General features: G+C 71.5%; 10 protein-coding genes and 1 tRNA gene. 3 read left to right on the forward strand and 8 right to left on the reverse strand.

The annotated features are described in order from the left end of the window. Positions 1-724 precede the first annotated feature (724 nt). The 4 genes from C229_RS0103650 to C229_RS0103665 form a co-directional block, all read right to left on the reverse strand. Positions 725-1795 carry a hypothetical protein gene (locus C229_RS0103650; protein WP_033423910.1) on the reverse strand — a complete coding sequence of 357 codons (1071 nt, stop codon included), beginning with the start codon at positions 1793-1795 and terminating at the stop codon, positions 725-727. A 131-nt stretch (positions 1796-1926) separates the two neighbouring features. Next, positions 1927-2691, reverse strand: a complete 765-nt coding sequence (locus C229_RS0103655; RefSeq protein WP_018653721.1) for a crotonase/enoyl-CoA hydratase family protein — start codon at positions 2689-2691, stop codon at positions 1927-1929. A gap of 8 nt (positions 2692-2699) precedes the next feature. Next, positions 2700-3473, reverse strand: coding sequence for an SDR family oxidoreductase (locus C229_RS0103660; protein WP_018653722.1), 774 nt, complete (start codon positions 3471-3473; stop codon positions 2700-2702). Positions 3474-3655: 182 nt separating this feature from the next. Further along, positions 3656-4993: a glycoside hydrolase family 1 protein gene (locus tag C229_RS0103665; RefSeq protein WP_018653723.1), complete on the reverse strand. Its 1338-nt coding sequence runs from the start codon at positions 4991-4993 to the stop codon at positions 3656-3658. Positions 4994-6026: 1033 nt separating this feature from the next. Between C229_RS0103665 and C229_RS0103670 the strand changes: the two genes are divergently transcribed. Further along, the gene (locus C229_RS0103670) at positions 6027-6518 is read left to right on the forward strand and encodes a C40 family peptidase (protein WP_018653724.1); all 492 of its coding nucleotides are present in this window, start codon (positions 6027-6029) and stop codon (positions 6516-6518) included. A 64-nt stretch (positions 6519-6582) separates the two neighbouring features. Here the strand turns inward: C229_RS0103670 and C229_RS0103675 are convergent, their stop codons facing one another. Continuing rightward, positions 6583-7656: an alkene reductase gene (locus C229_RS0103675; protein ID WP_018653725.1), complete on the reverse strand. Its 1074-nt coding sequence runs from the start codon at positions 7654-7656 to the stop codon at positions 6583-6585. A 75-nt stretch (positions 7657-7731) separates the two neighbouring features. Here C229_RS0103675 and C229_RS0103680 point away from each other — a divergent pair, with 75 nt between their 5' ends. Next, positions 7732-10314 carry an AAA family ATPase gene (locus tag C229_RS0103680; protein WP_018653726.1) on the forward strand — a complete coding sequence of 861 codons (2583 nt, stop codon included), beginning with the start codon at positions 7732-7734 and terminating at the stop codon, positions 10312-10314. Here the strand turns inward: C229_RS0103680 and C229_RS0103685 are convergent, their stop codons facing one another. Next, positions 10315-11019 (reverse strand): dienelactone hydrolase family protein, encoded by a 705-nt coding sequence (locus C229_RS0103685; protein WP_026313416.1) that lies wholly within the window; start codon positions 11017-11019, stop codon positions 10315-10317. 125 nt (positions 11020-11144) lie between these two features. On the opposite strand from C229_RS0103685, the gene C229_RS0103690 reads away from it, so the two are divergent. Then, positions 11145-11217, forward strand: a tRNA-Lys gene (locus C229_RS0103690). Positions 11218-12013: 796 nt separating this feature from the next. On the opposite strand, the gene C229_RS0103695 is transcribed toward C229_RS0103690, so the two are convergent. Both C229_RS0103695 and C229_RS0103700 read right to left on the reverse strand, forming a co-directional pair. Further along, on the reverse strand, positions 12014-12301 hold the full coding sequence (locus C229_RS0103695; protein WP_018653728.1) for a S1 domain-containing protein: 288 nt from the start codon (positions 12299-12301) through the stop codon (positions 12014-12016). Between the two features lie 339 nt (positions 12302-12640). Then, positions 12641-12949: a hypothetical protein gene (locus C229_RS0103700; protein ID WP_018653729.1), complete on the reverse strand. Its 309-nt coding sequence runs from the start codon at positions 12947-12949 to the stop codon at positions 12641-12643. Between the last annotated feature and the right edge of the window lie 11 nt (positions 12950-12960).

Below are 12960 nucleotides of genomic sequence, written 5' to 3' on the forward strand. Positions count from 1 at the left end.
CGACGCGGCTGAGCACCAAGGAACGCCGCGACGCGGACACCGACGACCCCGGGGCATCGGCCGACCGTCACGAAGGAACACCTCGGGCGGCCCGTGAACGGGCCACAAGCACGGCGTCCCGCACGCGGGCATCGCCTGCCGGGGCGGTCACCGTCAACCAGACGCGTCAGCGCCCAGGAGGCGAAAGACAACGTGGCGCGACTCCCCCGCCGACGGGAAAGGCCACCGCGCGACAGCGGGCGCGACGAACGCCCCCATAACTCGGCCGCACAACCACCCGCCCGGCACCGAGCAACGCGCAACGAGACCGAGCAACGCGCAACGAGCGGGCAAACACGGGCGCCAAGCGACGAGAGGCGAGTACACCCGTCGTGCACCGGGCGGCGGGCAGTGAATGCGGCCGCCGCGCGGCGGGCGGCGAATGCGCGCGTCGGACACCGGGCGACAGACGCCGGACGCGGGCACGGGACGCGGGCACCGGAGCTGGGCGCTGGAGCTGGGCGCTGAAGCCGGGCGGCAGGCGGCGGATTAGGGCGGCGGATTAGGGCGGCGGATTAGGGCGGCGGACGCGGAGCGACGGTCTACGGACGCCGGGGCGGCGAGCGGCGGGCGGCGGGCGGCGGACCGAGTACCGGGCGCGGGTGGCGGACCGAGCGGCGGGTGCGGGTGGGGTGGGGGGGAATGGTGAAGCCCCCGTTCTGGGGGACGGGGGCTTCGGGGAGGGTTAGCTGTTGTATTCGATGAAGGGGACGCGTTTTTGGCCCGTGGAGGTGGTGCCGACGCTGGCGATGCCGGTGGTGCCGGGGCGGGGGTCGGCGTCCGCGATCGTTACCGTGCCGGTGCGGGCCGGGCCGGAGACGGTCGTCCAGGTGCTGCCGTTGTAGTGGTGGTACGTCGACTTGCCCGCGGACGCGGCGGGCGTCACGATCGCGCCGCCCTTGCCGTCGGACGCCAGGCCGATCGGGATGGCCGTGCCGGGGGTGTTGACGGTCTTCCACGCCTTGCCGTCGTAGCGGAGCAGCGCGTTGGTCGTCTGCGCGTTCTGCCGGGCGCGGAGCACGTACACGTTCGTGGGCGAGACGGCGACGATGCGGGTGAGCACGGCGCGGGTCGCCGGGACGCCCATCGCGCCCGGCACCGGGATCTGCTTCCACGCCGTGCCGTTGAAGTGCAGCACGATGCCGGTGACGGTGCTGCCGTTCGTGGTCGTGCCCGCGATCCACACGTCGTTCTTGGCGCGCACGTCCACCGCGACGATCGACGTGGACGCGGGCAGCGTCGGCTTGGCGTCCACCCAGGCCGTGCCGCTCCAGCGCAGCACCGACGCGGGCCCGCCCGAGCCGACGTCGACGCCGGAGACGGAGTAGGCGGTGCCGTCGGGCGCGGCGGCGACCTGCGTCGGCAGCCCGACCATCGGGTAGCTCACCGAGGCCCACTTGGTGCCGTTCCAGTAGATCGCGGCGGGCCCGGTGAGGCTGTACCCGACGACCCACGCACGGCCGGCGCTCGCGACGGCCACGTCCGACGGGACGAACCCGATCGGGCTGTTCTGCGCGACCCACGCCGAGCCGTTCCAGCGGACGAGGTGCGCCTTCGGTGACCAGAGGGCGCCGCTCGACCCGACCGCCAGACCGGCGTTCTTGTCCGCGAAGTCGACCCGGTCGAGGCTGCCGTCGTAGTTCAGCGCCGTGCTGGCGATGTTGCGCCAGCTCGCCGCGGAGGCGGGGGGCGCGGCGAGCACCCCGGCGCCGAGCGCGAGGGCCGTCGTCCCGGCCAGCACCGCGTTCCTTCTCATATGTCGTCTCCCAAGATCCGATCCCGACGGCACCAAAGAGTACGGGATGACTTACCGCACGGTAAGAGGGAGCTTCCAGGACAGCGGAACGCCCGGAGGCACGCGGCCTCCGGGCGTTCCACGGGGTGGTCCTACTCGCCCTTCCAGACGGGCTTGCGCTTCTCCGCGAAGGCGGCGGGGCCCTCCATCGCGTCGGCGGAGCCGAAGACGGGCATGACGATGTCGCCCTGCTTCGCCCACGCCTCGTCGGACGACCAGTCGGCCGACTCCACGATGATCTTCTTGGTGGCCGCGAGCGCCAGCGGCGCGTTCTCGGCGACCTTGAGGGCCAGTTCCTTCGCCGCGGCGAGCGCGCCGCCGGCGTCGGTGAGCCGGTTGACGAAGCCCAGCTCGGCCATCCGCTCGGCCGGGTACTTCTCGCCGGTCAGCGCGACTTCCATGGCGATGTGGTACGGGATGCGCTGCGGCAGCCGCAGCAGCCCGCCCCCGGCGGCGACGAGGCCGCGCTTGGGCTCGGGCAGCCCGAACAGCGCCTCGCGCGACGCCACGACCATGTCGCACGCCAGCGCGACCTCGCAGCCACCGGCGAGCGCGTAGCCCTCGACGGCCGCGATGAGCGGCTTGGCGGACGGGCGCTCGACGATCCCGGCGAACCCGCGGCCCTCGATGATCGGGTTGTCGCCCGTCAGGAAGCCCTTGAGGTCCATGCCGGCGCAGAACGTGCCGCCGGCGCCGGTGAGGACGCCGATGGACAGGTCCTTGCGGGAGTCCAGCTCGTCCATCGCCGCCGCGATCCCCTGGGCCACCGCGCCGTTGACGGCGTTGCGGGCCTCGGGCCGGTTGATCGTGATGACGAGGACGGCGCCGTCTTCCTCGGTGAGAACAGCGTCGGACATTCAGTTCCTCACTTCGGCTGGAAGCGGATGCCGCCGTCGAACCGGACGGTCTCGCCGTTCATGTAGTCGTTCTCGATGAGCGACTTGACCAGGTGCGCGAACTCGGACGCCTTGCCCATGCGCTTGGGGAACGGCACCGGCGCGGCCAGCTTGGCCTTGAACTCCTCGGCGGCCTCGCCCTCACCGTAGATGGGGGTGTCGATGATGCCGGGGCAGACGGTGTTGACGCGGACGCCGATGGCGGCCAGGTCGCGCGCGGCCGGCAGGGTCATGCCGACGATGCCGCCCTTGGACGCGGAGTAGGCGATCTGCCCGGTCTGGCCTTCGAGGGCCGCGACGGACGCGGTGTTGATGACGACGCCGCGCAGGCCGTCGGCGTCGGCGGGCTCGGTCTGGCCGATGGCCGCGGCGCCGATGCGCAGGAGGTTGAAGGTGCCGATCAGGTTGATCTGCACGACCTTCTCGAAGGTCGCCAGGTCGTGCGGGGTGCCGTCGCGGCCGACGGTGCGGGACGCCCAGCCGATGCCGGCGCTGTTGACGACGACGCGCAGCGGCACGCCGGTGTCGACGGCGGCCTGGACGGCGGCCTGCACCTGCGTCTCGTCGGAGACGTCGGTCTTGACGAACACGCCGCCGATCTCGTCGGCGAGGGCCTTGCCCTTGTCCTCGTTGAGGTCGGCGACGACTACCTTGGCGCCGTCTGCGGCGAGGGCGCGGGCGGTGGCCTCGCCGAGGCCGCTCGCACCACCGGAGACGACGGCGGAAACTCCGTTCAGGTCCATAAGCAGCACCTTACGTCAGGGACCGAATGTGGTTCGGGTGATGTTACCCACAAGTCACAATACGGGGATCGGCCGCCCTCGCCCGCACCCGGGTCGCCCTTCGCGCGCGGCGCACCATGACCTGCCCGAAACGTGCGCATTTTTCGGTTTTCCGGCAGGTCATCGTGCTCGTTCCGCACAGATCAGGGCGCCTTTCGGTAGGCGGCCGGCGGGGTGGGCGTCGTCCCGAAGCAGGTCGCGATCGGGTCCTCGATCGAGCACCACCCCGGCCTGCGCTTCGGCACGTACCCCCGCTCGACGCCGCGATTCGCGATGACCGACCGGTACGCGGCCACGCCCTCGGTCGGGCGGCGCCGCAGCGACGGGTCGGTCCGCACGTCGACGGTGTAGAGGCCGAAGCGGGCCCGGTAACCGCCCCACTCGTAGTTGTCGGTGAGGCTCCAGTGGTTGTAGCCCATGACCTTCACGCCCTCGGCCATCGCGCGCTGCACCCAGTAGAGGTGGTCGCGCAGGTGGTCGGCGCGGGTGTAGCCGTCCGCACGCGGCTTGCCGTCGTCGGTCGGCATGCCGTTCTCGACGATGTACAGCGGCAGGCGCGGCAGCCGCCGCTGGTAGTTCTTGAGGACGTAGTAGAGCCCCTCCGGCTCGGGGTCGATGCGCCAGAACTCGCCCGTCAGCGAGTGGACGGCGGTCGGGTTCTCCAGATTCGCCCCGTAGTAGTAGTCGACGCCGATGAAGTCGATCTTGTCGGTGATCTGGTTGAACAGCGCCGCGTCGAACAGCCCGTTCAGGACGCTGCCGTAGGCGACGTTGCTCGTCACCATCGCGCCCGGATCGACGCGGTGGATCATGTCGTAGGCGCTGCGGTGCGTCCGGCGCAGCGCCTCGCGCATGGTGGCGAACTGCCCGAGGTTCATCGGCCGGTACGTCAGCTCGCGGTAGAGGTACTGGCTCGCCTCGTTGAACGTCACCCACAGCACGCCCTGGCCCTTGTACCGCTCGACGAGGAACCGGGCGTTGCGCAGCCAGTCGTCGGACGTGCGCGGGTTGTCCCACGCGCCCTGGTCGGCGACCCAGCCGGGGTAGACCCAGTGGTCGAGCGTCAGCATGGGCCGCATCCCGGCCGCGCGGACGCGCCGGACGAGGTCGTCGTAGTAGGCCAGTTCGCGCGCGTCCCGCACCCCGCGCCGGGGTTCGACGCGCGCCCATTCGATCGAGGTGCGGAAGACGTTGACGCCGAGCCCGCGCGCCAGTTCGACGTCGCCGGGATAGCGGTGCCGGAAGTCGACGGAGGTTCCGTAGGGGTCTTTGATGCCGCCGGTGCCGCGCCGGGCGTACCGGGCCCAGTTGCTGTCCGGTGGGGACCCTTCGGACTGGAAGCCGCTGGTGGCGACGCCCCAGAGGAAGTTCGCGGGGAACCGGGCGACGGCGGGCGCCTGGGCGGCGGCGGGCGGCGCGACGAGTGCGGTGGCGAGCAGGAGCAGGACGGCGATGATCGCGGTGCGTGGCCGGGCGGTCATTTCGGGCCTCCCTCGGCGGGACTCCGGACGTGCCAGTGACTTGGATCACAAGTCCGGATGCGGCCGCTGTCAACCCCTCCGGCACCCTCGAACATCGAGCGAACCACACTTTCCCCGCCCCGGAATGTGGCGCGAACGACACATCGGGGGCGCGGGAAGGTCATCCTCAGACGCTTTGATCATGGGTCCGGTTCACCTCACCCACCGTCAATTCCGACAGAGGGGACACGGAACACGGGACGGGACGATCGAGCCGCCCGTGGTCCACATCACAGAAGAAGTGGCGAACCGTTCACACCGAACAGAATCCTTTTACGCAACGTAATCAGAAACGACGCATCACGGACCGGCCACGGGCGTCCACCCCGGTCAGTGAACACTTCGGCTCAGCCCGACGGCGCCGCGCCGAGCGGACCCCCGCACCGTCGACCACGCTCCGTGACGGCCCGCTCCCCGGCCCAACGCCGCCGGAAAACACTTCCGCACCCCCCGCCCGACGGTTTGCCACCATTTCGACTCCCGCTGTGATGCAGATCACAAACTGTCCTCGCGAACGCCGATAACCCCAGGCAGAACGGGGCAGGAAGCCACAGCGACCCGGCGCGACCCTCGTCCGCCCGTTCCCGCGATTTGCCAGATATCCCAGCCTCTGGCTACGTTCCTGGCGATCCATGCGGCACCCCCTGCCGCCCGGCGACGCAGCCGCGGCGGTGCCGCTGCGGGTCACAACAGAACAGCCCGACCGACGCGCGACCCGGCGTCAACGACCTCACGACCGCCGGAGCCTCGCCGTCACGCCGCGTCCGTGCGGACCCGAAGCACGGAGCCGGTCCGGCCCGCGCGCACCCGCCGTCCCCAGCCATGGACGGCTCGCCGCGCGCAGGTCTCCCGCAACCCGACCTCTCCGGGCAGCTCGCTGCCCGGAACCGGGCTGCGCCGGTAGGCATCGCCCGCGATAACAGGAGTCGTCCTGCATACCCCCGGTTTCCCCTCGATCGCCCGTGCCCGTAAGCCGTTCCTGCGCGTCGCCACCGTGACCACGGCCGCCGCGCTCGGCGCCGGAGTCCTGGTCGCGCCCCCGGCGCAGGCCGCCGCCCCGCAGGCGCCCACCGCCGTCGCGGCCGCCGCGAAGGTCTCCAAGGCACGCAAGGCCAAGCAGAAGCAGCGCGCCAACAAGGCCGTGAAGTACGCCTACGCGCAGATCGGCGACCCGTACCGCTACGGCGGCACCGGCCCCGGCCGCTGGGACTGCTCCGGCCTGGCGGGCGGGTCCTGGCGCAAGGCGGGCGTCAAGCTGCCGCGCACGACCCAGCAGATCTACCGCTCGGTCAAGCACAAGGTGTCCTGGAAGGGCGCCGTCAAGGGCGACCTGCTCTTCTTCTACGGCGGCAAGTCGCACATGGGCGTCTACGTCGGCAAGGGCTACATGATCCACGCGCCCAGCTCCGGCAAGCGCGTGAAGAAGGTCAAGCTGAACAGCTACTACAAGCGCAACTTCAGCGGCGCCGTCCGCCCCGGTTACTGACCGGACGGACGCCACACGGGCCCGGCAGCCACACGGCGGCCGGGCCCGTGGCCTGTCCGGGGCCCTAGAGCACCGGGTAGTCGGTGTAGCCGCGGTGGTCGCCGCCGTAGAACGTGGCCGGGTCGGCCTCGTTGTAGGGGCCTCCGGCGCGCAGCCGCGCGGGCAGGTCCGGGTTGGCGAGCCAGAGCGTCCCGAACGACACCGCGTCGGCGACGCCGTCGCGCAGCGCCTGCGCGCCCTCGTCGGGACGCGCGGCTCGCGTCGGCTCCTCCGGGTGCGGGTTGAGGACGAACGCGCCCGGCCACGCCGCGCGCAGCGTACGGATCAGCTCGCGGTTCCCCGACTCCACCACGTGCAGGTACGCCAGGCCGTACGGGGCGATCTCCCGGACGAGCGTCGTGTACTGCCCGGCCGTATCGCTCTCGGTGATGCCGTTGGCGGTCACCCCGGGAGAGATCTTCAGGCCGACGCGCTCGGCGCCGACCGCCCCGGCGACCGCCTCGACGAGTTCGCGCACGAACCGGACGCGGTGGCCCGCCGAACCCCCGTAGGCGTCGGTGCGGACGTTGCTGCCGTCCGCCAGGAACTGGTGGATGAGGTACCCGTTCGCGCCGTGCAGCTCGACGCCGTCGAACCCGGCCTCGATCGCGTTGCGGGCGGCCTGGACGAAATCGGCGATGGTGGTCGCGATGTCCTCGACGGTCATCTCGTCCGGGACGGGATGCTCCAGCGGCCCGTCCGGGGTGAACAGCGACTGGCCGGACGCGAGCGGCGACGGCCCCAGCGGGTTCGTGCCGTCCGGACGGAGCGACGGATGCCCGACGCGTCCGCTGTGCATGAGCTGGCCGACGATGCGGCCGCCGGCGTCGTGCACCGCGTCCGTCACGCGCCGCCACGCCGCCACCTGCGCGGGATCGTGCAGTCCGGGCGTCCACAGGTAGCCCTGCCCGCGCGGGCTCGGCTGGATCGCCTCGGTGACGATCAGTCCGGCCGACGCGCGCTGCACGTAGTACTCGACGGTCAGGTCCGTGACCCGGCCGCCCTCCGGGGCGCGGCTGCGCGTCATCGGGGCCATCACCAGGCGGTTCGGAAGGTCGAGCTTGCCCGCGGTCACCGGGGAGAAGAAATCGGTCGTCATACCGGCAACGCTAGGAAGCCGACCGCACCCGGCGAATCCGTAAGGCTTCGGGAATCGTGCCCGTAGATTGAAGCCATGCTCTACGGGCGGGACGAAGAACTGCGCCGCATCGCCACGCTCGTCGGCGACGCCTGCGACCACCGCCGCAGCGGCGCGCTCGTGCTGCGCGGCGAGGCCGGCATCGGCAAGTCCGCGCTGCTGGACGCCGCGCCGCGCCCCGGCATGCGGGTGCTGCGCGCCGTCGGCGTCGAGGCCGAGGCGCGGATCACGTTCGCCGGACTGCACCAGCTCCTGTGGCCCGTCCGCGAACGCGTCGCCGGGCTGCCCCCCGCGCAGGCCGCCGCGCTGCGGGGCGCGCTCGGCCTCACCCCCGGCGACGCCCCCGAGCGGTTCGCCGTCGGCCTCGCCCTGCTGACCCTGCTCGCCGAACTGGCCGCCGACGAGCCCCTGCTGTGCCTCGTGGACGACGCGCACTGGCTCGACCCGGCCACCGCCGAGACGCTGCTGTTCGCCGCCCGGCGGCTGGACGCCGAGGGCGTCGTCCTGCTCGTCGCCGCCCGCGACGACGGGTTCGTCCGCACCGGCCTGCCCGAGGCGGCCGTCCGGCGGCTGGACGACGCCGACGCCGACCGGCTCCTGGCCGGACGCGGCCTCCCGCACGCCCGCCGCCCGCACGTGCTGCGCGCCGCGGCGGGCAACCCGCTCGCGCTCGTCGAGTTCGGCGCCGCCGGGCGGGCGCTGCCCGAGCGGCCGGTGCCGCTGACCGTCCCCGACCGCGTCCTGGCGGGCTACGGCGACCGCATCGAGGAGCTGCCCGAACGCACCCGGTGGATGCTGCTGCTGGCCGCCGCCGAGGGACGCGGGCACACGCCGACTCTGCTCGCCGCCGCCACCGCGCTCGGCGTGGGCCTGGCCGACCTCGGCCCCGCCGAACGCGCCGGGCTCGTGACCGTCGCGGGCACCACGCTGACGTTCCGGCACCCGCTGATCCGCGCCGCCGCGTACCAGCACGCGTCCGCCGCCGACCGCGTCACCGCCCACCACGCCCTGTACACCACCGCCGACGACGCCAGTTGCCAGTTGCGGCACCATGCCGCGGCCACCCTCGAACCGGACGAACCGGTCGCCGCGCGGCTCACCGCCGCCGCCGACTCCGCCCAGGCGCGCGGCGGGCACGGCACCGCCGGAGCCCTGCTCCGCCAGGCCGCCGAGCTGACCCCCGACGCCGCCGTCCGGGCCCGCCGCCTCACCCGCGCCGCCGCGCTGCGCGCGTCGGTCGGCGACCCCGACGAGGCCGCCGACCTCATCGCCCGCGCCGAGCACCTGACCCGCGACCCCGCCGACCTGGCCCGGCTCGCCGCGATCCGCGCCCGCCTCGAACACGAGCGCGGCGACACGGCCGCCGCCGCGCGCCGCCTCGTCGCCCACGCCGCCCACGCCGCCGACGCCGACCGGCCCCGGCTGCTGCGCGACGCCGCCCTCTACGGGTGGACGGCGGGCGAACCCGACGTCGTCGCGGCGGCGGCGCGCGGCGGCGACGACCCGCTCGTCCGGGGCGTCGCGCACCTCATCGCGGGCGAGTACGAGGACGCCGCCCCGCCGCTCGCCGTCCTCGCCGCCGCCGGACGCGACGCCGCGCCCACGTCCGACGGGCGCTACCAGGCCGTGCACGCCGCCCTCATGATCGGCGCGGACGAGGCCGCCCTCGACCTCACCGCCGACGAAGTGGCCCAGCACCGGGCGCGCGGCCTCATCGGCGCCCTGCCCGGCGCGCTGCGCGCCCACGCGCGGGCGCTGCTCGCCGTCGGCCGGCACGCCGACGTCATCGAGGCCGCGCAGGAGTCCGCCACGCTCGCCCGCGACACCGGCCTGCCCCGGCGGGACCGGCGGCTCGCCGGAACGCTCGGCCGCGTCGCCGCCATCGAAGGCGACGCCGACCGCCTGGCGGCCCTGGACGACGTGCCTCCCGGCCCGCGCGCCCTGCTGGCGCTCGGCCTCGGGCGGCCCGACGAGACGCTGCGGCTGCTCGCCGACCTCGTCGCCGGGCCCCGGCGGCACTCGCCCGGCGCCGTCCTCGCCCTCGCGGACCTCGTCGAGGCCGCCGTCCGGCTGGGCCGTCCCGTCGAGGCGCGCCCCGCCGCCGCCCGCCTCCACCGCTGGGCGACGGCGACCGGCCAGCCGTGGGCGCAGGCCGTCGCGGCGCGCTGCGCGGCGTCGCTGACCGACGAGGAGGAACCGTTCGTGCGCGCGCTCGCCCTGCACGAGCGGGCGTCCCGGCCGTTCGAGCACGCCCGGACCGCCCTGCTCTACGGCGAATGGCTGCGCCGCCACCGCCGTCGCGCCGACTCCCGCACGCCCCTGCGCACGGCGCTGACCCTGTTCGAGGGCCTGCACGCCGTGCCCTGGGCGGACCGCGCGCGGGACGAACTGCGCGCGACGGGCGAACCGGGTGCCGTCGCCGGGCCGGACACCGACCTGCTCGACCGGCTCACGCCGCAGGAACGCCAGGTCGTCCGGCTCGCGGCGGCGGGCGCGAGCAGCCGCGAGATCGCCGCCCAGCTCTTCCTCAGCCCCCGCACCGTCGAATACCACCTGTACAAGGCGTATCCCAAGCTCGGCATCTCGTCCCGCCGCGAACTCGCGGCCCTGGCGTCCTGACTAGCCGACCGGCAGGTGCTTGTTCAGGAAGGCTTCGGTGAGGGCCCAGGCACGGGCGGCGGGTTCGGGCTGGTGGAACATCTCCGAGCGGTGGTTGTGGAAGGCGTGCCCGCCGTCCTCCTGCACGTGGATCTCGGCGCCGGGATGACCGGCGACGGCGTTCTCGACCTCGCGGACCTGGTCGCGCGGGATGTAGGGGTCGTCGCCGCCGAAGTGGAACTGCAACGGGCCCCGCACGGACGCGATCCGCCCGATGTTCGCCCGCACCCCCGACCCGTAGAACGAGATGGCGGCGTCGAGCGGCTCGCGGGCGGCGAGCAGGAACGCGAGCGTCCCGCCGAAGCAGAACCCGATCGTCCCGACACCGCCGGACACCTCGGGCAGCCCGCGCAGCACGTTCAGGGACGCGACGAGATCATCGAGCCCGGCGGCCGGGTCGAACCGTCCGGCGACCCGCATCCCCTCGGCCGTCCCCTCCTCGGTGTGCTCCCCGACCCACCCGGGCGCGACCCGCCAGAACAGCTCGGGCACCCCGACGACGTACCCGTCGCGGGCGAGCGCGTCCGCCACGTCCAGGACGTACTCCCCCACTCCGTAGATCTCGTGCACGAGCAGGATTCCGGGCCCCCGTGCCCCCTCCGGCACGCGCACATGCAACCCGAACCGCCCGTCCCCCACCACGACACCCTCAACACGACCGCTCATGCCCCCACTATGACCCACCCACCCCACCCCCGTCTTTACAAGATGCGAGCACGCCGACCACCCCTCTAGACTCGGTATCGGCCCCCAGGGCCAGGGGACCCCGCCACCCGCGGACCCGTCCCCCAGGGTCGCTAGCTCAATTGGCAGAGCTCCGGACTTTTAATCCGTAGGTTGTGGGTTCGAGTCCCACGCGACCCACCCACCCGACCAGCACAAACACAAATTTCGCCGGATACGCCTGACGCCCGACGAGTTCCGTATGTGGCAGTGTTCGCTCGCGAGCGCGGATCGGGCCCGCCCACACGCTATTCCGAACTCCTCACCCGGCACACCGTGCCGACGACCCAAACGGCGCTGCGACTCGCCAACTTGAAGAAGACCAGGTCACGGGTAGCGCGGGACATCGCCCCAACGTCCACAGGACCGTCCCGTCTCGACCACTGGGTCGTTCCACCTCTGGCTGGGTCCGGTTCTACGCCTTCGATACGTTCGATATGCTCCCTAGCGCCATAGAGAAGATCCGGATAAGTATTGCCCTAGTCTTCACATCACCATCAAGGCGCTCAAGCGATCTATAGCGGACTGGTTCGATGTCTATCGTGGTGATACACCCAGAACCCGCTTTGGCGACCGATGAGAACAGGACAAGGCATCGATAGCTACGCACGACGCCTCCCCTCTCTTCTCGCAACAGGGATTGAAGGATGACAGCCCCTTCTTTAACCTGCCCGCGAAGTGCCTCTTCGGAGGTCCATCGAGTGGCGAATCCACGCTGCTCGGCCTCCGCCTGGATAGCGATAAGCTCTTCAAACCCAACTGAAGCTATCCGAAAATCGGAATCGGTCGAATGCATGAAAGGCACCTAATCTCCACCCCTTTGGTACATGTCGATGCCGACGACAACACAGGCGTACGCCAGGCCGCTTCGAGGGCTCTCAGCTCCTGCGGCGACAGCTCGCCGTAAGGGTCCGCATTCATTCCTCGAATTCCGGTGTTAGAAGCCCTTCTCTCTCAGCCGCTCAGAGACCGGAGTCTGCCCGGGCGGGCGGAGCCAGAACTTCTCCATGTGTTCATCGAAGTGCGTCAGATAGGCAGTGACCAATCCCCCCACCTCGTAAACGTCGCCGTCGTCAACGTAGAGGGCATCGATTAGACCGACATGCGAGAGGTTCAGGTCCACGATCACTCCCCACCTAAATACGGCGAGAACTGTTCCCTCGACGAGAGTGCCAAGCAAGGCACTCTCCTTCCTGGTGATTTTTGCCCCTTCGTCGGCGCTCATCAGCCTCCCGCCAGCGATCTTGGGTACTGGTTGAGCATATCGAAGACCATGTTGGGGATGGCGAAAACCCATTGCCAGGCCCTGGGAGGATACCGGTTACGCGCTTCGGTGCCGTCTTCCGAGTTCCGGCATCAGTCGCGATGACCGAATCGCCAATTTGGACGGATTCCATTTTTCGGCGCGATCCGTCCGCCATGAATACACGTACGTTCGGTATGAAGCTATTGCACCGACCGGAGACGCGTGCCGCGGGTTTCTTGATGCCAGCATCGGCGTTGGCGGCAAGGGGGTGGGCGAGTGGCGTCGTTGGAGGTGTGGTGTGGTGTCTCGGTCGTTCGGTCAGCCTTGCCAGACCGTCAGGTCGAAGTGGATGAGGCCCTGGTCGGGCCACTCGCCTAGCTCCCATTTGGTGATCTTGAGTAGTCCGACCAGGCCGTGCTCGGTGATGACGCACGCCAGGTGGCTTGACGTCGGCTTCTTGTATTTCAGAGATCTCGCGTTGGTCGTCCGTGTTCGGCAGGTCTCGAAGGTGCCGCGTGCCCGGGCGGGGAGCGGGGTGATCCGGTGGGCTATCAGGTTCTTCTCGAAGTAGAGGTCGCCGTCCGCCGTGCGCTTGGTGGCCGGATCATCGTCCAGACGGAGGGTCATGCTCCTGGACA

The sequence above is a fragment of the Actinomadura flavalba DSM 45200 genome, assembly GCF_000374305.1.
GTDB lineage: Bacteria > Actinomycetota > Actinomycetes > Streptosporangiales > Streptosporangiaceae > Spirillospora > Spirillospora flavalba.